22 protein-coding genes are annotated in these 24,722 nt (G+C 68.0%); 9 read left to right on the top strand and 13 right to left on the bottom strand.

Annotated features, from left to right (window positions below; all coding sequences use genetic code 11):
• The first annotated feature begins 70 nt into the window (after window positions 1–70).
• The 8 genes from G7A98_RS05665 (at window position 71) to nanR (ending at window position 7,991) form a co-directional block, all read left to right on the top strand.
• A complete protein-coding gene (locus tag G7A98_RS05665; protein WP_163648511.1) occupies window positions 71–835 on the top strand; it encodes a glucose 1-dehydrogenase in 765 nt (254 codons plus the stop codon).
• The gene (gene pdxA, locus G7A98_RS05670) at window positions 832–1,827 is read left to right on the top strand and encodes a 4-hydroxythreonine-4-phosphate dehydrogenase PdxA (protein WP_224414479.1); all 996 of its coding nucleotides are present in this window, start codon (window positions 832–834) and stop codon (window positions 1,825–1,827) included. Before G7A98_RS05665 ends, pdxA begins: the two co-directional genes overlap by 4 nt.
• Window positions 1,820–2,968 carry a four-carbon acid sugar kinase family protein gene (locus tag G7A98_RS05675; RefSeq protein WP_163648512.1) on the top strand — a complete coding sequence of 383 codons (1,149 nt, stop codon included), beginning with the start codon at window positions 1,820–1,822 and terminating at the stop codon, window positions 2,966–2,968. Before pdxA ends, G7A98_RS05675 begins: the two co-directional genes overlap by 8 nt.
• Before the next feature lie 128 nt (window positions 2,969–3,096).
• Window positions 3,097–4,095 carry a sialic acid TRAP transporter substrate-binding protein SiaP gene (locus G7A98_RS05680; protein ID WP_163648513.1) on the top strand — a complete coding sequence of 333 codons (999 nt, stop codon included), beginning with the start codon at window positions 3,097–3,099 and terminating at the stop codon, window positions 4,093–4,095.
• Window positions 4,096–4,170: 75 nt separating this feature from the next.
• A complete protein-coding gene (locus G7A98_RS05685) occupies window positions 4,171–4,725 on the top strand; it encodes a TRAP transporter small permease (protein WP_163648514.1) in 555 nt (184 codons plus the stop codon).
• A 58-nt stretch (window positions 4,726–4,783) separates the two neighbouring features.
• Entirely contained in the window at window positions 4,784–6,127 is a 1,344-nt protein-coding gene (locus G7A98_RS05690) for a TRAP transporter large permease (RefSeq protein ID WP_276207476.1), read from the top strand.
• A 13-nt stretch (window positions 6,128–6,140) separates the two neighbouring features.
• Window positions 6,141–7,211 (top strand): Ldh family oxidoreductase, encoded by a 1,071-nt coding sequence (locus G7A98_RS05695; protein ID WP_163648516.1) that lies wholly within the window; start codon window positions 6,141–6,143, stop codon window positions 7,209–7,211.
• 57 nt (window positions 7,212–7,268) lie between these two features.
• A complete protein-coding gene (nanR, locus tag G7A98_RS05700; RefSeq protein WP_163648517.1) occupies window positions 7,269–7,991 on the top strand; it encodes a transcriptional regulator NanR in 723 nt (240 codons plus the stop codon).
• A gap of 112 nt (window positions 7,992–8,103) precedes the next feature.
• Here the strand turns inward: nanR and G7A98_RS05705 are convergent, their stop codons facing one another.
• The 8 genes from G7A98_RS05705 to G7A98_RS05740 form a co-directional block, all read right to left on the bottom strand.
• Window positions 8,104–9,744, bottom strand: coding sequence for an altronate dehydratase family protein (locus G7A98_RS05705; protein ID WP_163648518.1), 1,641 nt, complete (start codon window positions 9,742–9,744; stop codon window positions 8,104–8,106).
• A gap of 51 nt (window positions 9,745–9,795) precedes the next feature.
• Entirely contained in the window at window positions 9,796–10,638 is an 843-nt protein-coding gene (locus tag G7A98_RS05710; protein WP_163648519.1) for a fumarylacetoacetate hydrolase family protein, read from the bottom strand.
• Window positions 10,639–10,694: 56 nt separating this feature from the next.
• On the bottom strand, window positions 10,695–11,444 hold the full coding sequence (locus tag G7A98_RS05715) for an SDR family oxidoreductase (protein WP_163648520.1): 750 nt from the start codon (window positions 11,442–11,444) through the stop codon (window positions 10,695–10,697).
• Window positions 11,445–11,678: 234 nt separating this feature from the next.
• The gene (locus tag G7A98_RS05720) at window positions 11,679–13,106 is read right to left on the bottom strand and encodes an FAD-binding oxidoreductase (RefSeq protein WP_163648521.1); all 1,428 of its coding nucleotides are present in this window, start codon (window positions 13,104–13,106) and stop codon (window positions 11,679–11,681) included.
• A gap of 19 nt (window positions 13,107–13,125) precedes the next feature.
• Complete coding sequence (locus G7A98_RS05725) at window positions 13,126–14,382, bottom strand: TRAP transporter large permease (protein WP_163648522.1); 1,257 nt, start codon at window positions 14,380–14,382, stop codon at window positions 13,126–13,128.
• Entirely contained in the window at window positions 14,379–14,864 is a 486-nt protein-coding gene (locus tag G7A98_RS05730) for a TRAP transporter small permease (RefSeq protein WP_163648523.1), read from the bottom strand. The genes G7A98_RS05725 and G7A98_RS05730 overlap by 4 nt, the downstream gene beginning before the upstream one ends.
• Before the next feature lie 61 nt (window positions 14,865–14,925).
• Window positions 14,926–15,978 carry a TRAP transporter substrate-binding protein gene (locus G7A98_RS05735; protein ID WP_163648524.1) on the bottom strand — a complete coding sequence of 351 codons (1,053 nt, stop codon included), beginning with the start codon at window positions 15,976–15,978 and terminating at the stop codon, window positions 14,926–14,928.
• Between the two features lie 193 nt (window positions 15,979–16,171).
• Complete coding sequence (locus G7A98_RS05740) at window positions 16,172–17,476, bottom strand: L-fuconate dehydratase (protein ID WP_163648525.1); 1,305 nt, start codon at window positions 17,474–17,476, stop codon at window positions 16,172–16,174.
• A gap of 153 nt (window positions 17,477–17,629) precedes the next feature.
• On the opposite strand from G7A98_RS05740, the gene G7A98_RS05745 reads away from it, so the two are divergent.
• Window positions 17,630–18,601 (top strand): LysR family transcriptional regulator, encoded by a 972-nt coding sequence (locus tag G7A98_RS05745; protein WP_163648526.1) that lies wholly within the window; start codon window positions 17,630–17,632, stop codon window positions 18,599–18,601.
• Window positions 18,602–18,882: 281 nt separating this feature from the next.
• Here G7A98_RS05745 and G7A98_RS05750 read toward each other — a convergent pair whose 3' ends face one another.
• The 5 genes from G7A98_RS05750 to G7A98_RS05770 all read right to left on the bottom strand — a co-directional run bounded on the left by G7A98_RS05750 (window position 18,883) and on the right by G7A98_RS05770 (window position 24,504).
• Window positions 18,883–20,460 carry an aldehyde dehydrogenase (NADP(+)) gene (locus tag G7A98_RS05750; protein WP_163648527.1) on the bottom strand — a complete coding sequence of 526 codons (1,578 nt, stop codon included), beginning with the start codon at window positions 20,458–20,460 and terminating at the stop codon, window positions 18,883–18,885.
• A gap of 14 nt (window positions 20,461–20,474) precedes the next feature.
• On the bottom strand, window positions 20,475–21,473 hold the full coding sequence (gene araD1 / locus G7A98_RS05755) for an AraD1 family protein (RefSeq protein WP_163648528.1): 999 nt from the start codon (window positions 21,471–21,473) through the stop codon (window positions 20,475–20,477).
• Window positions 21,474–21,506: 33 nt separating this feature from the next.
• Window positions 21,507–22,808 carry a TRAP transporter large permease subunit gene (locus G7A98_RS05760; protein WP_163648529.1) on the bottom strand — a complete coding sequence of 434 codons (1,302 nt, stop codon included), beginning with the start codon at window positions 22,806–22,808 and terminating at the stop codon, window positions 21,507–21,509.
• Window positions 22,808–23,431 (bottom strand): TRAP transporter small permease subunit, encoded by a 624-nt coding sequence (locus G7A98_RS05765; protein WP_163648530.1) that lies wholly within the window; start codon window positions 23,429–23,431, stop codon window positions 22,808–22,810. The genes G7A98_RS05760 and G7A98_RS05765 overlap by 1 nt, the downstream gene beginning before the upstream one ends.
• Window positions 23,432–23,493: 62 nt before the next feature.
• Complete coding sequence (locus tag G7A98_RS05770; RefSeq protein ID WP_240464680.1) at window positions 23,494–24,504, bottom strand: TRAP transporter substrate-binding protein; 1,011 nt, start codon at window positions 24,502–24,504, stop codon at window positions 23,494–23,496.
• Between the last annotated feature and the right edge of the window lie 218 nt (window positions 24,505–24,722).

A 24,722-nucleotide genomic window follows, 5' to 3' on the forward strand; every position in this document is an offset into this window, starting at 1 on the left:
CATGTATGACAGGTATGCCAAGTGTGAGGCAATCCACTTCCGCTGGCGACCCCTTCACCAGGAGAAATCCATGTTCGAATCCATCGCGGGAAAACGCATCCTGATCACCGGTGCCAGCCGGGGGATCGGCGCGGCCGTGGCCACCCGTCTCGGGGCGCTGGGTGCCCGGGTCGGCGTTCACTATCATGCCAGCGAGGCGGCGGCGCGTCAGGTGGCCGAAGCCATCGAGTCCGCGGGCGGTGAGGCGCACCTGATCCGGGGCGACGTCAGCCGCTCGGCCACGGCGGTGGCGGTGGTCGATCAGGCCGCCGAGGCGCTGGGCGGCCTGGACGTGCTGATCAACAATGCCGGCGACCTGCTGGGCCGGGTGCCGCTGGCCGAGATGGACGACGATCAGTACGACCGGGTGATGGACCTCAACGTGCGCTCGGTGGTGATGGCCAGTCGCGCCGCGGTGGCGCACTTCCGGCGCCAGGGCGGCGGCAACCTCGTGCATACCACCTCGATCGCCGCGCGCAACGGCGGCGGGCCGGGCGTCGGCCTGTACGCGTCCGCCAAGGGCTGCGTGAGCACCCTGACCCGGGCCATGGCCAAGGAGCTGGCGGCCGACAACATCCGCGTCAATGCCGTGGCACCCGGCGTCATCGCCACCGATTTCCATGGGCGCTACTCCAGCGAGGAACAGCTCGAGGCGATGCGCGCCACCATCCCCATGGGGCGGCTGGGCAATGCCGAGGACTGCGTCGGCGCCTACCTGTTCCTGGTCAACGATGCGCTCAGCGCCTACGTGACCGGCCAGGTGATCGAGGTCAACGGCGGGCAGCTGATGCCATGACCGCGCCGCGCTTCTATCCCCTCGCCGTCACCATGGGCGACCCGGCCGGCATCGGCCCGGAGATCATCTGCCGTGCGCTGGCCGCCATGACACCGGAGCAGCGCCGCGAGACGCTGCTGGTCGGTGACATCCCCACCTTCGAGCGTGCCGCCGGCCTGGTCGACGCCTCGCTGCGCTTTGGCGAGCTCGATGATGCCCCGGGCGATGATGTCGTCGCCGTGGCGTCGATCGCGCGTCCCGCCGGTCCCATCATCGACGGCCGGGTCAGTGCGGCGGCGGGGGAGACGGCCTTTCGCTGCGTCGCGCGGGCGGTGGAATGCGTGCAGGCCGGCCGGGCCGGGGTCATCGTCACCGCGCCGCTCAACAAGGCGGCGCTCCACGCCGCACAGCGCTTCTATGACGGGCACACCGGCATGCTGGCCGCGCTGACCGGCGCGCCGTCCTCGTTCATGCTGCTGGCCTCGGCCACGCTGTCGACGATCCATGTCTCGACCCATGTCTCCCTGGCCGAGGCCATCGAGCGCGTCACCGAGGCGCGCATCGCCGAGACTGTGCGGGCCGGCCATGCGCATCTCGAGTCGCTGGGCGTGGCGAATCCGCGCATCGCCGTGGCCGGGCTCAACCCGCACTGCGGCGAGGGCGGCATCTTCGGCGATCAGGACGAGCGCATCATCCGGCCTGCCGTGAGTGCCCTGCAGCAGGAGGGCTACACGGTCCAGGGGCCAATCTCGGCCGACACCGTCTTCTACCGCGCCCATCGCGGCGAGTTCGATCTGGTAGTGGCCCAGTACCACGACCAGGGCCACATCCCCGTCAAGCTCATCGCCTTCGATACCACCGTCAACGTCAGCCTGGGGCTGCCGGTCCAGCGTACCTCGGTCGATCACGGCACCGCCTTCGACATCGCCTGGCAGGGCCGGGCCGATGCCACCAACCTGTCGGCGGCGCTGGCCTATGCCCGGCGGCTGGCGAGGGGAGGCAGGCATGCCTGAATGGCGCGTGGTGATCGTCGCCGATGACCTGACCGGCGCCCTCGACGCCGCCGCACCGTTCGCCGGCCGGGGGGCGCGTACCCGGGTGGTGGTGTCGCCCACGGACCTGGCCGCCGTGCTGGACGATGTCGGCGACTGCGAGGTGCTGGCGGTCAACACCGAGACCCGCCATGCCCCGGTCGCCGAGGCGGCCGCCCGGGTGGCCGAGGTGTTCAACGCGGTGAAAGCGCTGTCCCCGGCGCTGGTGATCAAGAAGATCGATTCCACCCTGCGCGGTCATGTGGTGGCCGAGAGCCTGGCGGCAAGGCGGGTGCTCGGTTACCCACTGATCGTGGCGCCGGCGGTGCCGTCCCAGGGACGCACCGTGCGCCACGGCCGGGTGCAGGTGCACGGCCGGGCGCTGGCAGAGAGCGATTTCGCGCGGGATGCCCGCTCGGCCCCCCCGGACGGGGCGCTGCCCGAGCTGTTCGCCGCCGCCGGGCTGACGATGGTTTGCCGTGGCGCGGACGACACGCGCCTGGACGGCGATGTCGTCTGGGATGCCGAGGACGAGGCGGCGCTCGAGGCGCTGGCGGAGGCTCAGGAAACCGCGCCGGCCCCCGCTCTCCTGGTGGGCGCGGCAGGGCTGTGTCAGGCCCTGGCGCGGCGGCACTTCCGGGGGCAGGGGCCGGCACTCTCGCCCGGCGGAAGCTGGCTGCTGGTGGTCGGGTCGCGCTGCGAGCAGGCCCGTCGTCAGATGGCGCGACTGCGCGAGTCCCGGGGGAGCTGGCAGGAGGCCGAGGCGCCCGCCGTCCAGCCGCCGCCGCAGGGCTGGCAGGGGGCGACGCTGCTGCGGCCGGGACCTGTCGGCCCCGAGTGGACGGCGGATGATGTCGCCCGCGCCCTGGCGGTGCAGGCACAGGCCTGGCTGACGCGGGCGGCCTCCCCGCCCTGGCTGTTCCTGACCGGCGGCGACACCGCCACGGCACTGCTCCAGCAGCGGGGCGTGCGGGTGATCGAGGTGGCCGGCGAGCGGGAGCCCGGGGTCGCCTGGGGCTGGCTGGACGGCGAGCGCCGGCAGCCCGTGGTGACCAAGGCCGGCGGCTTCGGTGACGACGACCTGCTGGTACGGTTGCTGGCGGCGTCTACGACCAGAGGATAATACACGGGCCGTTGCGCCATGACGTGACGACGGCTAGGTTTCCTTATGATGGTATGACACGTATACATTTGCGCCATCGAGCCAACATCGGGCAGTGACCTGCCATGTCTTTCAAGGGAGAACAATAAATGGGCAACACGCGCACCCGCCACACTCGAATCAACCGCTGGATCTCGACCGCCATGCTGCTGGCCGGCATCAGCGCGGCCGGCATGGCCAGTGCCGAGACACTGCGCTTCGCGCACGTCTACGAGACGTCCGAGCCCTATCACAAGTGGGCCGTGTGGGCCGGCGACGAGATCGAGAAGCGCACCGACGGGCGCTACACGGTCGAGGTGTATCCGGCCTCGTCGCTGGGCAAGGAGGCCGACATCAACGAGGGGCTGTCGCTCGGCACCATCGACCTGATCTTCACCGGCAACCAGTTCGCCGGCCGGTCCTACGGGCCCATCGGCATCGCCGGGGCGCCCTACATGTTCCGCGACTTCGATCACTGGAAGGCCTACGCGCACAGCGACCTGTTCAAGGAGATCGCCAAGGGCTACCAGGACGCGACCGGCAACGTGCCGCTGGCGCTCAACTACTACGGCAAGCGTCACACCACCTCCAACAAGCCGATCAACACCCCCGCGGACATGAAGGGGCTGAAGATCCGCGTGCCCAACGCGCCGATGTACATGATGTTCCCGGAGGCCGTCGGCGCGAACCCGACCCCGATCGCCTTCTCGGAGGTCTATCTGGCGCTGCAGCAGGGCGTGGTGGATGCCCAGGAGAATCCGCTGCCGACCATCAAGGCCAAGAAGTTCTACGAGGTGCAGGACTACATCAACCTCACCGGGCATATCACTGATTCGCTGCTGACCATCGCCGGCGGGCCGTTCTGGAACCGGCTCTCCGACGAGGACAAGAAGATCTTCCGTGAGGTCTACCAGGAGGCCGGCGAGCACATCACCCAGGACGTCCGCCAGTCCGAGGCAGAGCTGGTGAGCTGGTTCGAGGACCAGGGCGTGACCGTCAACAAGGTGGATACCAAGCCCTTCCGCGAGGCCGTGATGCCCTACCACAACGGGGACGCCGCCACCTGGGACCAGGAGACCTACGACCGTCTGCAGGCACTCGGTCAGTAACGCCACCGCGTGAACACCGCCTTCCCTTCATTACCCGCCCGGCGGCCATGCCCCGGGCGGGGTTCGGAGACCGCGATGACGGAACAACGCCAGTCCCATGACAGCGAGGCGCTCGAGGCCCTGGCCGCCCCCGACGAGGCCCCGTTCGACCCGCGCGACTACCGAATCGAGGACTACGTCACCCTGGGCATCTTCTGGGTGCTCGCCCTCGATGTCTTTCTCCAGTTCTTCAGCCGCTATGTGCTCGGCGACTCGGTCGCCTGGACCGAGGAGATGGCGCGCTACCTGCTGATCCTGGTGTGCTTCATCGGCGGGTCCATGGCGGTACGCCGCAACTCGCACATCATGGTCGAGTTCTTCTACCGCTACATGCCGCCGGCGATGGGGCGCCTGCTCTCGACGTTTGTCGATCTGGCGCGGATCGTCTTCTTCGCCGCCGCCGCCTGGATCACCTACGGGCTCGCCGGCCGCACGCACTCGATGATGGTCTCGGTGGACATTCCCAAGAGCTATCTCTACTACGCCGTCATGGCCGGCTTCCTGCTGATGCTGTTGCGGGCCGTGCAGGTGGCGATGCGCCACTGGCGGGACGGCACCAGCGAGCTGCTGGCCGGCGACGACGACCGATAACCCTCCCTGGAGCTGCGCGACAATGTCCTCCACGCTGTCACTTCGCCACGGGCGATTCATGGTCCCCCCGGTCGTCGCCATCCTGGCGGTGGCCTTCTGTGTCGTGCTGGCCCTCCAGGGCCAGTACATCGGCTTTCTCTTCGCCACCCTGTTCACGCTGCTGGTGATGGGGGTGCCGATCGCCATCTGCCTGGCGGGCTCCTGCCTGCTCTATGTCTATCTCAGCGGCCAGGTGCCCGACATCATCGTCGCCCACCGCATGATCAACGGCGTGGACAGCTTTCCGCTGCTGGCCATTCCCTTCTTCATCCTGGCCGGCAACCTGATGAACAACGGCGGCATCACCAACCGCATCTTCGACTTCGCGCTGGCGCTGATGGGCTGGATGCGCGGCGGCCTGGGCCACGTCAACGTCGGGGCGAGCATCGTCTTCTCCGGCATGTCCGGGGCGGCGGTGGCCGACGCCGGCGGGCTGGGCACCATCGAGATCAAGGCCATGCGCGACGCCGGCTACGATCAGGAATTCGCGGTGGGCATCACCGCCGCCTCGTCGACCATCGGGCCGATCATTCCCCCCAGCCTGCCGATGGTGATCTACGGCGTCATGGCCGGCGCCTCGGTGGGGCAGCTGTTCGTGGCCGGCCTGGTGCCGGGGCTGCTGATGGGCGTGGTGCTGATGGTGATGATCGCCATCCTGGCGCGGCGGCGCGGCTATCGGCGCGACACCACCTTCGCCCTGAAGACGCTGCGGGTCACCTTCGCCCGGGCCTTCCTCTCCCTGCTGACGCCGGTGATCATCGTCGGCGGCATCATCACCGGCATGTTCACGCCCACCGAGGCGGCGATTGCCGCGGTGGTGTACGCCCTGTTCCTGGGCACCGTGGTCTATCGCACCCTGACCTGGCGGCGTCTCGTGCAGGTCAGCATGGAAACCATCGAAACCACCGCGATCATCCTGCTGATCGTCGCCGGGGCCTCGATCTTCGCCTGGATCCTGACCAGCAACCAGGTGACCCAGCAGGTCGTGGCGCTGTTCGGACCGATCGCCGACAACCCGGTCGCCGTGCTGCTGCTGATCAACCTGGTGCTGATCATCGTCGGCTGCTTCATGGAGACGATCGCCGCCATCACCATCCTGGTGCCGGTCCTGCTGCCGGTGGCGGTCAACGCCGGCATCGACCCCGTGCACTTCGGCGTGATCATGGTCCTCAACCTGATGATCGGCCTGCTCACGCCGCCGGTGGGCATGGTGATCTACGTGCTGTCGCGGGTGTCGAACATTCCCTTCGAGCGCTGCATGCGCGGCACGCTGCCGTTTCTGGTGCCGCTGTTCCTGGCGCTGCTGCTGGTCACCTTCATTCCCGCGCTGTCCATGTGGCTGCCGACACTGATCTACCGCTAGGAGACTCTTGACCATGACCCAGGATATCGCCGCCCGCGTCTCCGCGGAGGAACTCGGGCGCTTCATGCGCGAGGCGCTGCGCCGCTGCGACGTCGACGAGACCGCCGCCGAGGCGGTCGCCCGGGCCCTGCTGACCGCATCGCGCATGGGCACCGACAGCCACGGGCTGCGCCTGCTGCCGCACTACATCCGGGCGCTGCAGGGCGGGCGCATCCAGGCCCGGCCGGCCATGCGCTTCACGCGGCGCCTGCCGGCGACGGGCTACCTGGACGCCGGCGACGGGCTCGGCCATCCGGCGGGGTACCAGGCCATCGAGCGGGCGATCGAGATGGCCGAGGAGACCGGCATGGGGGCGGTGGCGGTCGGCAACTCGTCGCACTTCGGTGCCGCCGGCTGCTACGCGCTGGAAGCCGCCCGGCGGGGCTACATGGGGATGGCGTTCTGTACCGCCGACGCCCTGGTGAACCTGCACGACGGTACCCACGCCTTCCATGGCACCAATCCCATCGCCTTCGCGGCGCCGGTGGCCGCGGGCCAGCCCTACCTGGTCGACATGGCGACCAGCTCGATTCCCTGGAATCGCGTCCAGCAGTATCGCGCCATCGACCGCACCCTGCCGTCGAACGTGGTGGTCGATGACCGCGGCGGCCTGACCACCGACCCGCACACGGCCGCCTCGCTGCTGCCGCTGGGCGGTGCCGACTTCGGCTTCAAGGGGGCCGCGCTGGCCGGCATGGTCGAGGTGCTCAGCGCCAGCCTGTCGGGCATGCTGCACGGGTTCCGGCTGCTGCCGATGCTCGGCGAGGACATGCACACCCCGCGGGGCATCGGGCACTTCTTCCTGGTCATGAATCCCGGGGCCTTCGTGGAACGCGAGGTCTACGAGCGTGCCATCGCGGCCTACCTCGAGGATCTGCGTGCCCAGCCCGCCGTCGAGGGACGCGAGGTGCTGGCGCCGGGCGACCGCGAGTGGCGCTGCCAGGCGCAGCGTGACGCCGAGGGGATCCCGCTGGACTCGGCCAACGTCGCGGCCTATCGGCAACTGGCCGAGGCGCTGGACGTGGAACCGTTGCCGCTGACCTGACCGGGGGGCAATGCAGTACCATAGGGCGCAGACACGGTTGGCGAGGAGTCGCAGCGAATGACGAAATACAAGGTAGAACGCAAGACGCTGTCCGAGCAGGTGGCCGAGCAGCTCGAGAAGGACATTCTCGAGGGGCGGCTCAAGGCGGACGATCAACTGCCCGCCGAGCGCGAGCTCATGGAGCAGTTCGGCGTCGGCCGGCCGGCGGTGCGCGAGGCGCTGTTCTACCTGCAACGTCTGGGGCTCATCGCCATCAACAGCGGCACGCGCGCCCGGGTCATCCGGCCCACCGCCGAGGCCGTGATGGCGCGGCTGTCCGGCGTGACCCGCCAGCTGCTCGCCCAGTCGGAAGGGCAGCAGTACTTCCAGGAAGCCCGCGCCATGTTCGAGATCTCCATGGCGCGCTACGCGGCCCAGCACGCCAGCGCCGAGGACATCGACAGCCTGCGCCGCGCCCTGGACGAGAACCGCGCGGCGCTCGACGACGATACCCGCTTCAAGCGCAGCGACAACGACTTCCACGGCGTGCTGGCGGCGATTGCCCGCAACCCGATCTTCACTGCCGTGCACGAGGCGCTGTCGGAGTGGCTCGACGACCGTCGCGCCCATGTGCTGCAGCGCGAGGGCGAGGACCATGCCGCCCTGCAGGCGCATATCGACATCGTCGAGGCCATCGCCTCCGGCGACCCGGACGCCGCCGAGGCGGCGATGCGCCGTCATCTCGATCGCCACTACGGTACCTACCGGCAGCTGAAGGAACGCCTGTCCGACGAGGACTGATCCGGGGCGGTACCGGTACATCGTCAGGTCCAGGAGTCAGGTGGTAACAGGGGCGCCCATCGGCGCCCCTGTTCGTTGTTGGGGCCGTGCTTCCGGCCCGCGGTGAGGCGACCTACAGCGAGACGCCGCGCTTCCAGGGAATGAAGTCGTGCTGCGCCAGGCGCACGGCCCGGGGCTGATAGCGTCCCGAGGCGGTGTCGATGCACAGCTGCAGCAGTTCATCGGCCAGTTCGCCGATCCGCGCCTCGCCGCGGATGATCGGCCCGGCGTCGAAGTCGATGAGATCCGGCAGGCGCTGCGCCATCTCGCTGTTGCTGGCGACCTTGAGCACCGGGGCGATGGGGTTGCCGGTGGGTGTGCCCAGGCCGGTGGTGAACATCACCAGGTTGGCCCCCGAGCCGACCAGCGCCGTGGTGGATTCCACGTCGTTGCCCGGGGTGCACAGCAGGTTGAGTCCCTGGCGCACGGTCGGCTCGGTGTAGTCGAGCACGTCGACCACCGGGCTGTCGCCGCCCTTCTTCGCGGCGCCGGCGGATTTCATGGCGTCGGTGATCAGCCCGTCGCGAATGTTGCCGGGCGAGGGATTCATCGAGAAGTGGGCGCCGACGGCGGCGGCATGACGCTGGTAGGCGTCCATCAGCTCGCGGAAGCGCTCGGCCACATGATCGTCGCGACAGCGGGCGACCAGTTTGTGTTCCACGCCGCACAGCTCGGGAAATTCGCTGAGGATGCCGCTGCCGCCCAGCGTGACCAGGCGGTCGATGACCGCCCCCACCAGCGGGTTGGCCGACAGCCCCGAGAAGCCGTCGGAGCCGCCGCACTCCACGCCGATGGTCAGCGCCGACAGCGGCGCCGGCCGGCGCGTGACCCGGTCGGCTTCCTTGATGCCGTCGAAGATGGTGGTCAGGGCCTCGCGGATCAGCGCGTCCTCGCCCTGGGCGGCCTGCTGCTCGAAGTAGTGCACCGGGCGCAGCCCCTGCGGGTCGCGCTGCGCGACGGCCTGCCGGAGCATCTCGATCTGCGCCTTCTGGCAGCCCAGACTGAGCACGGTGGCGCCGGCGACGTTGGGGTGACAGATGTAGCCGGCGAGCAGCTGGCACAGGGCCCGGGCGTCGTCGTCGGTGCCGCCGCAGCCCAGGGTGTGAGTCAAAAAGCGCACGCCGTCGACGTTGGGAAAGAGTGGCTGCGAGGGCGGGGCGTCCCTGGCGGCACCGGCCTCGCCGTGGAGCAGCTCGCGCGCCATGCGCTTGTAGTCGCGATAGGGGTCCTCGCCCAGCGCATCGGCGACACACTGGCGCAGCACCTCGATGTTGCGGTTCTCGCAGAACACCAGCGGCACCACCAGCCAGACGTTGCTGGTGCCGACCCGGCCGTCCGGACGGTGGTAGCCGTCGAAGGTGATGCCGCTGAAGCGGCTCACGTCCGGGGCGCTCCAGTGGTCGCGGTGGGCCTGGGCGGGGTGGCTGTCGGTGGAGTGCTCGGTGTTCTCCGTGGTGATCGCGGCGCCTTCGGCGATCGCCCGGGTGGCCCGGCCGACGGTGACGCCGTACATGATGACCAGCTCGCCCTCGGCCAGCGGGGCGAGCGTGAACTTGTGCTTGTGGCGCACGGCTTCCGTCAGGCGCACGGTCCGCCCGTCGTCGTCGATCTCGGTGCCGGCCGGCAGGTCCTTGAGGGCCACATGCACGTTGTCGAGTGCATGCACGCGCAGGCTGGGGCGCTGAAAGGTGTCGCTGATGATGGTCTGGCTCATTGCAGGATGCTCCGTCCCGGGGCGGTTCTGGCGCCGCCCCGGTAGTCTCGTTCAGTCGGCCACGACACGCTGGCGCTGCTCGCCCAGGCCGTCGATGCCCAGGCGCATGGTCTGCCCGGCCCGCAGGTAGGTGGGCGGTGTCTGACCCATGCCCACGCCGGGAGGCGTGCCGGTGGAGATCACGTCGCCGGGCTGCAGGCTCATGAAGCGGCTGAGGTAGCTGATCAGGAAGGGCACCTTGTAGACCATGGTGCGCGTCGAACCGTCCTGATAGCGCTTGCCGTCGACCTCGAGCCACAGGTTCAGGTCGTGGGGGTCGGTGATCTCGTCGGGCGTGACCAGCCACGGGCCCAGCGGGCCGAAGGTGTCGCAGCCCTTGCCCTTGTCCCAGCTGCCGCAGCGCTCGAGCTGATACTCGCGCTCCGAGACGTCGTTGACCACGCAGAAGCCGGCGACATGCGACATCGCCTCCGCTTCCTCGATGTAGCGGCCGCCCTTGCCGATCACCACGCCCAGCTCGACCTCCCAGTCGGTCTTCTGCGAGCCGCGCGGCAGGACGACGTCGTCGTCGGGGCCGCAGACCGCGCTGGTCCACTTGTTGAAGACCACGGGTTCGGCGGGAACCTCGGCACCGCTTTCGGCGGCGTGGTCGGCGTAGTTGAGGCCGATGCAGATGAACTTGCCGATCCGGCCCACGCAGGGGCCGATGCGGGTATCGGCGTCGATCATCGGCAGGCTGTCGATCGGCAGCGCCGCGAGCGCGCGCAGTCGCGCGGCCGCCAGCACGTCGCCGGCGAGATCGTCGATCTGCCCGGACAGGTCGCGAAGGGTGCCGTCCTCGGCGAGCAGGGCGGGTTTTTCCTGGCCCGGAGGGCCGACGCGCAGCAGTTTCATGCGTGGGTATTCCTTGTGATCGAGAGAGTGTCCATGGTCGAGAGTGTCCAGCGAAATCAGGCCAGCCAGCCGCCGTCGATGACCGAGAAGGTACCGGTGGTGTAGGCCGACTCGTCCGCGGCGAGGTAGGTCGCCAGTGCGGCGATCTCCTCCGGCGTGCCCAGGCGCCCCAGGGGCTGGCGCGCGATGAACTCGGCGTGGACGTCGGCCTCGCTGCGGCCCTGAGCGGCGGCCTGGTCGGCGATGCGCTGCATCAGCGAGGGCGAGCTGACGGTGCCCGGGCAGATGGCGTTGCAGCGAATGCCCCGGGCCAGATAGTCCACCGCCACCGACTTCGTCAGGCCCAGCACGGCGGCCTTGGTGGTGCCGTAGGCGAAGCGGTTGGGCACGCCCTTCAGGCTCGAGGCCACCGAGGCCATGTTGATGATGCTGCCGTGCTCCCGCTCCAGCATGCCGGGCAGGAAGGCACGGATCATCCGATACATGGCCGTGACGTTGAGCGACAGGGAGCGTTCCCAGTCGTCCTCGTCACACTCGAGCAGCGAGCCGTTGGCGACATGGCCGGCACAGTTGAACAGGATGTCGATCCCGGGCAGGGCCCGGGCCAGTTGCGCGATGGCCCGGGCGTCGAGCACGTCGAGCCGGTGGATCTCGATGCCGGGCACGTCCGCCAGGCTTTCCAGCGCGTCGGTGGCAATATCCGTGGCATGGACACGGGCGCCCTCGGCCGCGAAGCGTCGCGCGGTCGCGTTGCCGATGCCCTGACCGGCGGCGGTCACCAGGGCGGTCTTGTCTCGAAGTCGCATGGCGGCCTCATGGTGGCGGTGTCATTGACTGACTTATTGTATGACAGGATAACAGCCTGACTGTCACGTCGAGTATGGTACAGCCGTCGTCGACTTGCCATACCCGGCGGCACGGCGGGCATTGGCTTTTCGTCGGGGAATGCGGGAACGCGCGGGAGCGGGGAAAAGGGAGACGACGGAACGGACGGCCTGTCCCGGGTGCCGCGGCGGCATCCGGGACGCCGGGTGACGGGCTCAGTGACGCCGGGGCAGGATACGCCCCGGGCTCATCAGCTCCTCGGGGTCGAACAGCCGCTTGATGCCCTCGAGCAGCTCGCGCTCCACCGGGGCCAGGCCGGCCAGGTAGGGGGCCTGCTTGACCCGGCCGATGCCGTGTTCGGCACTGATGCTGCCGTGATGGTCGTCGACCAGCGCGAACAGTTCGGTTTCCAGCTCGTGCAGCAGGGCCTTCTTGTCGGCCAGCGTGAGCCCGGCTGGCGGCAGCAGGTTGAAGTGCAGGTTGCCGTCGCCGATGTGGCCGTAGGCGATCACCGTGGTGTCCGGCGAGTGGTCGGCCATCAATTGGCTGGCGGCCGTGAAGAAGTCCGCCAGGGTCGAGATGGGCAGGGCGATGTCGGTGCGCAGGTGTTCCCCGCGCAGCTGCTGGCCCTCGACCATGCGCTCGCGGATCTGCCACAGGCGCTCGGCCTGGGTGTCGCTGCCGGCCAGCACGCCGTCGAGAATCTGTCCGGCCGCCATGCCGGTCTCGAAGAGATGTTCGATCATGGCGTCGAGATCCAGCGGGCCGCTGGCGGCGACCTCCAGCAGCACGTAGACGGGATAGGGGCTGTCCAGCGGATCGGGCAGCGAGGGATCGGCCTCGAAGGCGAGTTCCAGGCAGGCGCGCGGGATCAGCTCGAAGGCGCTGAGCAGGTCGCAGCAACTGCGTCGCGCCTGGCCGTAAAGGGCCATCGCCGCGTTCACGTCGGGCACGGCCACCAGGGCGGTACGCGTGTTGTGCGTCCGGGGAGAGAGCTTGAGCACCGCACCGGTGACGATGCCCAGGGTGCCCTCCGCGCCGATGAACAGCTGCTTGAGGTCGTAGCCGCGGTTGTCCTTGTGCAGGGCGTGCATGGCGTTCCACACGCGGCCGTCGGGCAGCACCACCTCCAGGCCCAGCACCAGCTGGCGCATCATGCCGTGGCGCAGCACGTTGAGGCCGCCGGCGTTGGTGGCGACGTTGCCGCCGATCTGGCAACTGCCCTGGGCGCCGAGGCTCAGCGGGAAGTCGCAGTCGTGCTCGGCGGCAGCGTCCTTGACCGTCTGCAGTACGCAGCCGGCGTCCACGCTCAGGGTGAAGTTGAGCGGGTCGATGGCGCGAATCCGGTTCAGCCGCTCGAGGCTGATCACCAGCTCAGGGCGTTCGGCGTCGGGAAGGGCGCCGCCCACCAGCCCGGAATGCCCGCCCTGGGGCACCATGGGGATGCCGTGGCGGTGGCAGTGGGCGACGACCGCCGCCACCTCGTCGGTGGTGCGTGGCCGGGCGACGAGCAGCGGTTCGCCACGTCGGTCACCGGCCCAGTCGGTGGTGTAGCGGGGCAGGTCGGCCGGGTCGTCGACCACCCCGGCATCGCCGATACGCTCGACGAGGAAGGCCTTCAGGGACGCGGGATCGAGGGGCATGGCGGGCTCCTTTGCAGCGTTACCGATACCAGAGAATCAGGTCAGGGAAGATCAGGAAGGCGGCCAGCAGCAGCAACAGGGTCAGGTAGAAGGGCAGCAGGCTCTTGACCAGATGTTCCATGCCCACCTTGCCCACGCCGCAGCCGACGTAGAGCACCGTACCCACCGGCGGGGTGATCAGTCCCAGACCGAGGATGAACGACATCAGCACGCCGAAGTACACCGGGTCGATGCCCAGCTTGACCACCACCGGCGTCATCAGCGGCGCCAGGATCACCATCGCCGGCGTCAGATCCATGAAGAAGCCCACCACCAGCAGGAACAGCGACAGCAGCAGGAGCAGCAGCAGCTTGTTCTCGGTGATCGCCGACAGGCTGACGACCAGTTGCTGCGGAATCATGTTGGCGGTCAGCAGCCAGGCCAGCACGCTGGCGAAGGCCAGCAGCAGCATGACCACGCCGGTCAGCCGGCCGGTGGCGATGCACAGCTGGAAGAAGCGTTTCAGGGACAGGCTGCGGTAGATGAACATCGACACCGCGATGGCGTAGATCAGGGCGATCGCCGCACTCTCGGTGGGGGTGAACACCCCGGAGAGGATGCCGCCGACGATGATCACCGGCAGCAGCAGCGCGAGCAGCGAATCCTTGAGTGCCAGCCACAGCTCGCGGAGCTCGAAGGGCTGGCCCTTGCCGGTCTTGCGGGCCTGCAGGAAGGTGGTGACTGCCAGCCCCAGGGTGATCAGCACGCCGGGCACGATGCCGGCCATGAACAGCTGCGAGATCGAGGTATTGGTGACCACCCCGAACAGGATCATCGGGATCGACGGCGGAATGATGATGCCCACCACCGAGGCGGCGACCACGATCGCCGTGGCCAGCGGGCCGCTGTAGCGGTGCTGCTTCATCGGCTCGATCATCATGCTGCCCACCGCGGAGGCGTCGGCCACCGCCGAGCCGCTGATGCCGCCGAAGAACATCGAGGTCAGCACCGCCACCTGGCCCAGCCCGCCGGCGACGAAGCCCACCAGGGCGCTGGCCAGCCGTACCAGGCGCTGGGCGATGCCGCCCTGACTCATCACCTCGCCGACCAGGATGAACAGCGGAATCGCCAGCAGCGGAAAGGAGTCGAGCCCGTTGACCGCCTGGGCGACGATGGGTGACAGCGAGTAGTCGGCGGCGAAGAAGATGAACAGGCTGATGGCCGCCAGCCCGAACGAGATCGGTAGGCCGATGACGATGCAGATCGCCAGCCCGACGAGAATGCTCCAGAGAATCATGAGGCGGTCCCCCGCAACAGCTTGACGAGCGCCAGGGTATTGGCGATCAGGGTGAGCACGGCCATGACCGGCATGGCGCTGTAGAGCACGGTTCTGGGTATCTGCAGCATTGGCGTGGCGCTGGTGAAGCCCGACAGCTGGTCACGGAAGCCGAGCAGGATGCACACGCAGACGATATAGATCACTGCGATGCACAGCAGGGCGAACAGCTTGCGCAACGGCGCCGGGGCCTTGTCCTGAAAGTAGGTGACCGCGACGTGCTCGCGGTCGATGCTGCCCAGTCCGGCGCCGAGCAGCACCAGCCAGATGAACAACACGCGGGAGAGTTCCTCGGCCCAGGCGTAGGAGTAGTTGAGCACGAAGCGGCCGAAGACGTTGGCCGCCACGCAGAACACCACGCCCAGTACCAGCAGGCCGACGGCGATTTCCAGGGTGGTCTTGAGCAGGGCGAGCGCACTGCGGGAAGAATGGGATGCGTTCATGGCGCCCTCCGAATACGGCGCGTCGGGCGAGCGTCAGCGCCCGCCCGACGCCGGTCGGTGATTACTGGGAGACCGCGCGGACCTTGTCGATCAGCTCGCCGCCGATCTTGTCGCGCCAGTCGTCGTAGACCGGGGCCACCGTGTCCTGGAAGGTCTTCATCTGCTCCGGGGTCAGCTCGGTGATCTGCATGCCCGAGTCGGCCAGCTCCTGCTTGATCTGGTCGTTCATGGTGCGGCTGACGTGGCGTTCGTAGTCGCCCATCTGCTTGGCCGCCTCACGCAGCAGCTGCTGGTAATCCGCCGGCAGCTTGTTCCAGAAGCGCTCCGACACCAGGGTGATGAACGGGGTGTAGACGTGGTTGGTCTCGGTGGCGTAGTCCTGCACCTCGTTGAACTTGGAGGACTGGATGGTGATCCAGGGGTTCTCCTGACCGTCGACCACACCCTGTTCCAGCGCCGTGAACAGCTCGGCGAAGGACATCGGCGTGGGGTTGGCCCCCAGCGTACGCCAGATATCCAGGTGAATCGGGTTCTGCATGGTGCGGATCTTGAGGCCGTCGAGATCCTCCGGCGAGCTGACCGGGTGCTGGCTGTTGGTCAGCTGACGGTAGCCGTTCTCCGCCCAGCCGATCGCCACCAGGCCGTTGGTCGAGGCGTCCTTGAGCATCTGTTGGCCGATCTCGCCGTCCAGGACCTCGTCGGCGACTTCCGGCGTGGGGAACAGGAAGGGCAGGTCGAAGAGGGCGAACTTGGGGAACATGCTGACCAGCGGCGAGGTCGACGGCGCGGTCATCTCCAGGGTACCGGACTGCAGGGCGCTGACCGCCTGCAGGTCGTCGCCCAGCTGGGCGCCGGGGAACAGTTCGACCTGAATGTGGCCGTCACTGCGTTTCTCGACGATCTTCTCGAAGTACTCGAGCCCGCGATACTGGGCGCCGGACTGGGTGGTGCCGATGCTGAACTTGATCTTGAAGTCGCCGTCGGCCTTCACGACGTCGCCCTTGACGTCGGGAATCGGCGGCATCTCGCTGGCGGCACTGGCCTGCAGGGTGGTCAGGCCCAGCAGGGCGCCACCGATCAGCGAGGTCACGCGGGTCATTGTGGTTGTTTTCATGCTTGGCTCCTTGGGTAGCTGACGTGTCCGGGACACGTGCGTGTGGGCCGGGCGGGCAGGTGCCGCAACCCGGTCACAAATGAACAAACTATGCTGAAGAATGTTTGCTTCGTTATTGTCTATGTTGAACCTACACGACTTCGGCGCTCGACGAGACTTGATCGTTGGTCGAACATGCCCCGGGCGGATGCGCTCATGACTGCCAGGCATCACCGTCGGGAAAGACATGGCGCTCGAGTGACTCGGCGTGCATGGTGATGCTGTAGCCGGGGGCCTCGGGCAGCCGGTAGCGGCCGCGCTCGATGCGCACCGGATCAATAAAGTGCTCGTGCAGGTGGTCGACGTACTCGAGCAGGCGCCCCTCCAGCGAGCCGGAGACGGCGATGTAGTCGAACGCCGAAATGTGCTGGGTGTATTCGCAAAGCCCTACGCCGCCGCCATGGGGGCAGACCGGCACGTCGTACTTGGCGGCCAGCAGCAGCACCACGATCACTTCGTTGAGGCCGCCGAGCCGCGCGGCATCGAGCTGGCAGTAGTCGATCGCCCCGGCCTGCAGCAGCTGCTTGAACATCACCCGGTTGTGGCAGTGCTCGCCGGTGGCGACCCCGATGGCCGGTGCCAGGCGCTCGCGAATGGCGGCGTGGCCGAGGATGTCGTCCGGGCTGGTGGGCTCCTCGATCCACAGCGGGTCGAACTCGGCCAGATCGCGCATCTTGGCGATCGCCTCGTCGACGTCCCACATCTGGTTGGCATCCATCATCAGGCTGCGCTGCCAGCCGATCTCCTCGCGCAGGATCTGCGCCCGGCGCCGGTCCTCCGCGAGGTCGCCGCCGACCTTCTGCTTGAAGTGCTCCCAGCCTTCCTCCAGGGCCTCGCGGGCCAGGTGGCGCATCTTGTCTTCCGAATACCCCAGCCAGCCGGCGGAGGTGGTATAGCCCGGGTAGCCCGATTCGCGAAGGTGCGCGATCCGTTCGGCCCTGCCGGCTTCGTTGCGCTTGAGGATGGCCAGCGCTTCCTGGGGGGTGAGGGCGTCGCTGACGAAACGGAAGTCCAGACAGCGCACCAGCGCCTCGGGGGTCATGTCGGCCAGCAGCTGCCAGACCGGCTTGCCCTCGCGCTTGGCCCACAGGTCCCACACCGCGTTGATGATCGCGGCACTCGCCAGGTGGATCACGCCCTTCTCCGGCCCCAGCCAGCGCAGCTGGCTGTCGCCGCTGGTCAGCTCGCGCCAGAAGCGCCCCATCTCGGCGGTGATGGTTTCCAGACGCTGGCCGACGATCCGCGAGGCCAGCGAGCGCACGGCCGCCACGCACACCTCGTTGCCGCGGCCGATGGTGAAGGTCAGTCCGTGGCCTTCCAGGCCGTCGCCGGCATCGGTGGTGAGGATCACGTAGGTGGCCGAATAGTCCGGCGCCGCATTCATCGCGTCCGAGCCGTCCAGGTCGCGCGAGGTGGGGAATCGAATGTCGCGCACGTCGAGGTGGGTGATGGTGGTCATGCCTGCTCCTTGCCATGTTGCCGGTCGTCGCCGGGACTCAAGCCTCTTGGCAAGGTAAGCGGGAATTGCGATAACCTTCCAATCAAAATTTTGTTACTGCGATTTCTTCTGGTTATCAAAAGGCGCGCCTTGCCGTGCCGGGGAGCGACGTCCATGGACCCCCTGTCATCTACCCATCTTTTTGGCTGGCTGCGCTTCAAGCATCTGGTGCTGCTGACCACGCTGGATCGCAGCCGCAACCTGCATGCCGCGGCACGTGCCATGCACCTGAGCCAGCCGGCGGCGAGCAAGATGCTGCGCGACCTGGAAGGCTTCTTCGGCTTCGCGCTGTTCGAGCGGCTGCCGCGTGCCATGCTGCCCACCGAGCTGGGCGAGCCGGTGATCCGCCATGCCTGGCGGCTGCTCAACGAGGCGGACCGACTGGTCAGCGATATCAATGACCGGCGGGCGGGAGGCTACGGACGCCTGCTGATCGGCGCGATCGCGGCGGCGGCACCGGAGATCCTGCCGGCGGCGATCGCCCGCTTGAAGCGCGAGCGTCCGCGGCTTTCCGTCCACCTGCAGGAACAGACCAGCGACCGGCTGCTGGTCGAGCTCGAGTATCGGCGGCTCGACCTGGTCATCGGCCGTCTGACCCATGTCAGCCAGCACAACCAGTTCGACTTCGAGCCGCTGCGCGACGAGCCGCTGCGGGTCGTGGTTCGACGCGGCCACCCCCTGGCGGCGGGCGACGGCATGCCGGATCTGGCAACGCTGAGCCGCTGGCCGTGGATCCTGCACCCGATGACCAGCCCGATGCGCGGCGTGTTCGAGGCGGCGCTGGCGGCCGAGGGCGTGACCTCGCCGGACAATGTGGTCGAGACCACCTCGATCCAGACCACGCTGCAGCTGCTGCTGGATTCGGACATGCTGGCGGTGCTGCCGCGTTCGGTGCTGCGGCGCCCGCTGGAAAGCGGTCAGTACGTGCTGCTCGAGCGCATCATCGGCAAGCCGCTCGATTATTACGGGATCATCACGCGACGTGACGAAGCGCTGCCTTCGGCGGCCCAGGCTCTGATCGATCATCTGCGGGAGCTGGCGGCGCGTCCCTTCGAGGGCGTGGCGGGGGAGGAGACGCCCCCCTGAAACAGCGACGGGACGGCCGTGGCCGTCCCGTCGGGGTCCTGCGTGGGTTGCGCTAGCACCGCTTAGAGCTCATCTCCTCCAAACTCCAGCAATGGTGGGCGCCGGGGACAAGGCGAAGCGAGGGTCCTTTGCCAGGGCCGGAAAGTGATCCCTCCCATTCCGGCATTTCCGCCATCCATGGCGGTCAGATGGCAAAGGTAGCGCCCAAGGAGGGGTTTACAGCGCCCTCGCGAAGCCTTGTCGCCGGAGAAGCCCACTTCGTCTGCCGGGTGGTGAAAGACTCAGCCCTCGCGCCGGCCGTCGACCAGGCGGTTGAGCTGGTACGGATTGCTTTCCTTGAGCGCCTCCGGCAGCAGGCCGTCAGGCAGGTTCTGGTAGCACACCGGGCGCAGGAAGCGATGGATCGCCGCGCTGCCCACCGAGGTGGTGCGCGAGTCCGAGGTCGCCGGGTAGGGCCCGCCGTGGACCATCGCGTGACACACCTCGACCCCGGTCGGCCAGCCGTTGACCAGGATGCGCCCGGCCTTGCGCTCGAGGATCGGCAGCAGTGCCCGGGCGCTGTCGTGGTCGGCGTCATCCAGCTGCAGCGTGGCGGTCAGCTGACCTTCCAGGTGCTCGGCAACCTGGCGCACTTCCGCCTCGTCGGCACACTCGACCACCAGCGAGCTGGCGCCGAACACCTCGGCCTGCAGGGCTTCGTCGGCGAGGAAGTCCGCCGCCGCGGTGACGAACAGCCCCGGCTGGCACTGGTTGGGCTGCTCGCCGGCCTGGCCGCGGGCCACCTCGCGGGTCTTCTCATGGCGCGCCAGGGTGTCCATGCCCTGGGTGTAGGCGTCATGGATGCCCGGGGTGAGCATGGTCTGGCCGGCGCTGTCGCGCACCGCCCGGCCGGCGGCCTCGACGAAGGCGTCGAGCTCGGGGCCCTTGACCGCGATCACCAGCCCCGGGTTGGTGCAGAACTGCCCGGCGCCCAGGTTGAGCGAGGCGACGAAGCCCTCGGCCATGGTCTCGCCGCGGGCCTTGAGCGCCGCGGGCAGCGGGAACACCGGGTTGATCGAGCTCATCTCGGCGTAGACCGGGATCGGTTCGGGACGCGCCTGGGCGGTGGCGACCAGCGCCTGACCGCCGCTGCGCGAGCCGGTGAAGCCCACCGCCTTGATGCGGGCATCGGCGACCAGCGCCTGACCGACCTCGCGGCCGGAGCCGAACAGCAGCGAGAACACCCCCTCGGGCAGGTGGCAGCGGGCCACCGCCTTCTGGATGGCCCGGCCCACCAGCTCGCTGGTGCCGGGGTGGGCGGAGTGTGCCTTGACCACCACCGGGCAGCCGGCGGCCAGCGCCGAGGCGGTGTCGCCGCCGGCCACCGAGAACGCCAGCGGGAAGTTGGAGGCGCCGAACACCGCCACCGGGCCCAGGGCGATGTGGCGCTGGCGCAGGTCGGCGCGCGGCAGCGGCGCTCGTTCGGGCAGGGCCGGGTCGACGCGCACGTCGAGCCACTCGCCGGCGCGTACCACCGAGGCGAACAGCCGCAGCTGGCCGCAGGTGCGGCCGCGCTCGCCCTCGATGCGCGGAATCGGCAGGCCCGACTCGTCGCTGGCGCGTTCGATCAGGGTATCGCCCAGTGCCTCGATCTCCTCGGCGATGGTCTCGAGGAACACCGCGCGGTCCTCGAGCGAGGTCTCGCGGTAGCTGTCGAACGCCGCGCCGGCCAGCTCGCAGGCTCGGTCGACGTCCTCGCGGGTGCCACCGGCATAGACCGGCTCCAGGCGCTGGTTGGACGACGGATTGATGGCCTGGATCTCGCCGCTGGTGCCGCGCACGGCCTGCTGGCCGATGAGTAGCTTGCCTTCCAGGGTCATGATTTCCTCCTGAGTTAGAGCGCGTTGACGGACGTCGCGGTGTCGACATCCGTGGTCTCGAAGCACAACGGGTTGCGCAAGGGGCGTCCGAAGGCCGGGATCTCGATCTCGAAGCGATCTCCCTCCCGGGTGCGGACGTCGTCGGCAAAACTCAATGTCGCGGTGCCGAAAAAATGCACATGGACATCGCCGGGACGCCGGAAGCCGGCGTACTTGAAGTGATGATGTTCGAGGTTGGCGAGGCTGTGGGCCATGTTGGCTTCGCCGGTGAGAAACGGCTTCTCCCACAGCGTCTGGCCGTCGCGGACGATACGGCTGGTGCCCTCGAGATGGTCGGGCAGTTCACCGACGAGCAGTTCGGGGCCGAAGCTGCAGGCGCGCAGCTTGGAGTGGGCCAGCCACAGGTAATTGTGGCGCTCGATGACGTGGTCGGAAAATTCATTGCCGACAGCATAGCCGATTCGCCACGGCTGGCCAGCCTCGTCGATCACATAGAGACCGGCCAGCTCCGGCTCCTCACCGGCATCCTGGGCGAAGGCGGGCACCGGGATGTCGGCCTCGGGAGCGATCACGCAGTCGCCGTCGCCCTTGTAGAACCACTCCGGCTGCGCGCCGACCCGGTCGGCTTCGGGCTTGCCGCCCTCGACGCCCATCTTGAACATGCGCATGGAGTCGGTCAGCTGGCTCTCGTCGGCCTGAGCCTTGCTGTGCATGGCCGAACGGGTGTCGGCGCTGCCCAGGTGCGTCAGGCCGGTGCCGGTGACCAGGCAGTGAGCCGGGTCCGGGTGGGTGAGCGGGGGCAGCAGGCGCTTTTCGCGGACCAGCTCGGCGTAGTCGAGCCGCTCCTCGGTCAGCGCCGACTCGACCACCGCGGCCAGCGAGCGCCGCTCGCGAATGGCGCGTTGTGCCAGACCGTAGGTCCCCTCGTCGGTTGCGACCCGGCGCACCTGATCGGGACTTTCCACTACCGCCACCTGGGGGCGGCCCTCGTGTTCATACTGGATGAGTCGCATGGCGATCTCCGCTTGGATTGAAAGCAGGGGGCCCTACACCAGCCACATGGCCAGATCGGGGAAGAACAGCAGCGCGAACAGCACCACCAGCTGGATGGCGATGAACGGCAGCAGCGACACGAAGATGTCCTTCAAGCTGATGCTCGGCGGCGCCACGCCCTTGAGGTAGAAGGCGGCCGGGCCGAACGGCGGTGACAGGAACGACACCTGCATGTTCACCGCGAACAGGATGCCGAACCAGATCGGGCTATAGCCCAGCTGGTCGACGATCGGCACGAAGATCGGCAGCGTCAGCATCGCCACGCCGATCCAGTCGAGGAACATCCCCAGCACCAGCAGGATCGCCATCATCACCAGCAGGATCGCCACCGGCGGCACGTCGAGCCCCAGGATCACCTGCGAGATGAAGCGGTTGCCGCCCATCAGGTTGTACACCCCGACCAGCGCCGCGGCGCCGATGCCGATCCAGATGATCATCCCGCAGGTCATCAGCGTCTGGGTCAGGCTGGCGTGCAGCATCTTCAGCGTCAGCTCGCGACGCGCGATCACCGCCATGAAGACCCCGAACACGCCCATCGCCGCGGCTTCGGTGACCGAGGCCACGCCGCCGTAGATCGAGCCCAGCACCACGAAGGCGATCAGTCCGGGCACGATGATGGCCTTGAGCGCCTCCCAGCGGTTGGCGAAGCCCTCGTCGCGGTCGGCGTCGGTCAGCGGCGGCCCCAGTTTGGGGTTCTTGAGGCAGCGGATCAGCACATAGCTGATGTAGCAGCCCATCAGCAGCAGCGCCGGGGTGATGGCGGCGGTGAACAGGTCGGCGATCGACTGGCTGGCGATCAGCCCGTAGATGATCAGCACGATCGACGGCGGCATCATGGTGCCCAGCGAGCCGCCGGCACACACCACGCCGATCGACAGGTGCTTGTCGTAGCCCAGGCGCAGCATCTGCGGCAGGGCGAGGATGCCCAGCAGCACGATCTCGCCGCCGATGATCCCGGAGAGCGCGGCGAGGAAGAAGGCGACCACCACGGTCTGCACCGCCACGCCGCCGGGTAGCCGCCCGGCGAAGACGCGCATGGCGTTGAACAGGTCCTTGGCGATCCCCGATCGGTCGAGCAGCGAGGCCATCAGCACGAACATCGGCACCGCCACCAGCGAATACTCGGTGACGAAGCCATAGACCCGGGTGGTGACCAGCGGCAGGGCCATGGGCCCGAACCAGCCGAAGGTGAAGGCCAGCGCCACCAGGCCGGTGATGAAGGCCAGCGGCAGGCCGGTGACCAGCAGGGCGAAGATCGCCCCGACCATCAGCAGTGTTCCGTCGGCGATACTCATCAGGCGGTCCCCTCCTCGTCGGGCGGCGTCACCGGGGCGGGCTTGCCGCGCAGCGACTGGATCAGGTGGATGAAGGCCTGCAGGCACATGATGATCAGCGCGACCATGATCACGCCCTTGACCAGGGCCGGGAACGGCGGGTTCCAGGAGGTGCCGGAACGCTCCAGCGACCACTCGCCCATGGGGTTGTGGGAAGCGTCCCAGAACATGGTGTAGGCGGCGTAGCTCATCGCCAGGCAGAAGCCGAAGGTGACCAGGTCGTTGAAGCGATCGAGCCACAGCTTGAGATGCGGGCCGGCGGTGTCGTAGAGCACGCGCACGCGGATGTGGCGGTTGCTGGCCAGGGCCGCGGGGCCGCCGAGGGCGAAGGAGACCGCGACCAGCATGACCACCGACTCGTGGACCCAGGAGGTCGGCGAATCGAAGCCATAGCGCATGATGACCTCGTAGACGCTGATGACCATGGCGACGAAGACCAGCCAGGCGGCGCCGCGGGCGCACCACAGCACGCCGCGGTCGAAGGCGCTGCGCGCCTCGTCCGGCGCCGATTCGGGCTCGGCGGGCGGTACCGCGTCGGTGTCGACCGCCGCGGCAGTGTGTTCCTTGTGAAGCTTGCGGGACATGGTTCCTCCAGGCGGCGCCGAAGCGCCGCCGTGGTCAGAAGCAAGAGAGTGATGACACCGCGTTACAGCAGGTCGCGTGACTTCAGGAAGCCGGTGACGGAGTCGTAGTACTTCTGCGTCATGTCATTCTTGACGGACCATTCCTTCCATTCCTTCTGCGCGGCCTGACGGAACTTCTTGCGCTCCTCGGGCGACAGGTCGATGGGGTGCACGTCGGGGTCCTTCTTGAGTTTCTGCAGGGTCTCGAGATCCTGTTCCTTGAGCTGGGCGATCAGGTCATAGGCCATGTCGTCGAAGGCCGTCTCCAGCGTGGTCTGCAGGTCCTCGGGCAGGCCGTCCCAGATGTCCTTGTTGATCGACACGGCGATCATCGGCATGGAGTGGAAGCCCGGGTACATCGGGTAGTGGGCGAACTCATGGATGCCCTGGGCGTCGTTGTTGGACAGCACCGTGGAGTCGGCGGCGTCGATCACGCCCTTCTCGAGCGCGGTGTAGACCTCGGAACCCGGCAGGTTGACCGGCGAGGCGCCGACCCGCTCGAAGACGTTGTAGACCATGCCCTGCGGGGCACGAATCTTCAGGCCCTTGAAGTCCGAGACCTTCTTGATCGGCACCGTCGAGGGGATCGACTCGAGCGGGAAGGTGGCCGCCGAGATCAGGTGGGTGCCGTAGGGCTCGGCCAGTTCGTTGTAGAGCTCCTCGCCGCCGCCGTGCTTCATGTACTCGAGGAAGTCGTAGGGGTCGCTCCAGGCGCCCACCAGGTTGCCCATCATGCCGAAGGCCGGGTTCTGGCCGGAGAAGTAGCTGGGATCGGTCATGTGGCCCTGGAGGATACCGGACGAGACCGCCTGCAGGGTTTCGGTGGGCCCGACGATGGAATTGATCGGCATGACCTCGATATGCACCTTGCCGTCGGTCATGGTCTCGATCTTGTCGGCCCACTTCTGCTTGATCTTGAAGCTTGGCTCGCCCGCGGTTTCCGAGGCCTGGAACTTCCAGTCGTATTCGGCGGCCTGGGCGGTGGTCATGCCGAGCAGCAGCAGCGAGCCGGTAGCGGCGATGGCCTGTTTCATTGTGAACATCATGGTCTCCATGTGGCGCTTGTTGTTGTGACAGCGAGCATTGGATGGCCCCTTTCGGGGCGGAAGGCGGGCATCGGGCCCGCCCCGGGACTCGTGCCTCGGGGGCACGGTGACCCTCACGATCGCGGTGCCCTCGGGGCATCACGGCGCGAGACGCGTCGGCCGGGGCGATTTCGGATGATGGGAAATGGGTCACGTTTCGCCACCGG

This window comes from Modicisalibacter sp. 'Wilcox', assembly GCF_010993675.1.
Lineage (GTDB): Bacteria > Pseudomonadota > Gammaproteobacteria > Pseudomonadales > Halomonadaceae > Modicisalibacter > Modicisalibacter tunisiensis.

Bases quoted from the DNA above. Each gene is read 5' to 3' on its own strand.
- G7A98_RS05770 (WP_240464680.1), bottom strand. From the start codon at position 24,504: ATGAAACAGGCCATCGCCGCTACCGGCTCGCTGCTGCTGCTCGGCATG.
- G7A98_RS05695 (WP_163648516.1), top strand. From the start codon at position 6,141: ATGACCCAGGATATCGCCGCCCGCGTCTCCGCGGAGGAACTCGGGCGC.
- G7A98_RS05765 (WP_163648530.1), bottom strand. From the start codon at position 23,431: ATGTCCCGCAAGCTTCACAAGGAACACACTGCCGCGGCGGTCGACACC.
- G7A98_RS05690 (WP_276207476.1), top strand. From the start codon at position 4,784: ATGGTCCCCCCGGTCGTCGCCATCCTGGCGGTGGCCTTCTGTGTCGTG.
- G7A98_RS05675 (WP_163648512.1), top strand. From the start codon at position 1,820: ATGCCTGAATGGCGCGTGGTGATCGTCGCCGATGACCTGACCGGCGCC.
- G7A98_RS05665 (WP_163648511.1), top strand. From the start codon at position 71: ATGTTCGAATCCATCGCGGGAAAACGCATCCTGATCACCGGTGCCAGC.
- G7A98_RS05680 (WP_163648513.1), top strand. From the start codon at position 3,097: ATGGGCAACACGCGCACCCGCCACACTCGAATCAACCGCTGGATCTCG.
- G7A98_RS05715 (WP_163648520.1), bottom strand. From the start codon at position 11,444: ATGCGACTTCGAGACAAGACCGCCCTGGTGACCGCCGCCGGTCAGGGC.
- G7A98_RS05705 (WP_163648518.1), bottom strand. From the start codon at position 9,744: ATGAGCCAGACCATCATCAGCGACACCTTTCAGCGCCCCAGCCTGCGC.
- G7A98_RS05760 (WP_163648529.1), bottom strand. From the start codon at position 22,808: ATGAGTATCGCCGACGGAACACTGCTGATGGTCGGGGCGATCTTCGCC.
- G7A98_RS05745 (WP_163648526.1), top strand. From the start codon at position 17,630: ATGGACCCCCTGTCATCTACCCATCTTTTTGGCTGGCTGCGCTTCAAG.
- G7A98_RS05730 (WP_163648523.1), bottom strand. From the start codon at position 14,864: ATGAACGCATCCCATTCTTCCCGCAGTGCGCTCGCCCTGCTCAAGACC.
- araD1 (WP_163648528.1), bottom strand. From the start codon at position 21,473: ATGCGACTCATCCAGTATGAACACGAGGGCCGCCCCCAGGTGGCGGTA.
- G7A98_RS05735 (WP_163648524.1), bottom strand. From the start codon at position 15,978: ATGAAAACAACCACAATGACCCGCGTGACCTCGCTGATCGGTGGCGCC.
- G7A98_RS05725 (WP_163648522.1), bottom strand. From the start codon at position 14,382: ATGATTCTCTGGAGCATTCTCGTCGGGCTGGCGATCTGCATCGTCATC.
- G7A98_RS05685 (WP_163648514.1), top strand. From the start codon at position 4,171: ATGACGGAACAACGCCAGTCCCATGACAGCGAGGCGCTCGAGGCCCTG.
- G7A98_RS05710 (WP_163648519.1), bottom strand. From the start codon at position 10,638: ATGAAACTGCTGCGCGTCGGCCCTCCGGGCCAGGAAAAACCCGCCCTG.
- G7A98_RS05720 (WP_163648521.1), bottom strand. From the start codon at position 13,106: ATGCCCCTCGATCCCGCGTCCCTGAAGGCCTTCCTCGTCGAGCGTATC.
- pdxA (WP_224414479.1), top strand. From the start codon at position 832: ATGACCGCGCCGCGCTTCTATCCCCTCGCCGTCACCATGGGCGACCCG.
- G7A98_RS05740 (WP_163648525.1), bottom strand. From the start codon at position 17,476: ATGACCACCATCACCCACCTCGACGTGCGCGACATTCGATTCCCCACC.
- G7A98_RS05750 (WP_163648527.1), bottom strand. From the start codon at position 20,460: ATGACCCTGGAAGGCAAGCTACTCATCGGCCAGCAGGCCGTGCGCGGC.
- nanR (WP_163648517.1), top strand. From the start codon at position 7,269: ATGACGAAATACAAGGTAGAACGCAAGACGCTGTCCGAGCAGGTGGCC.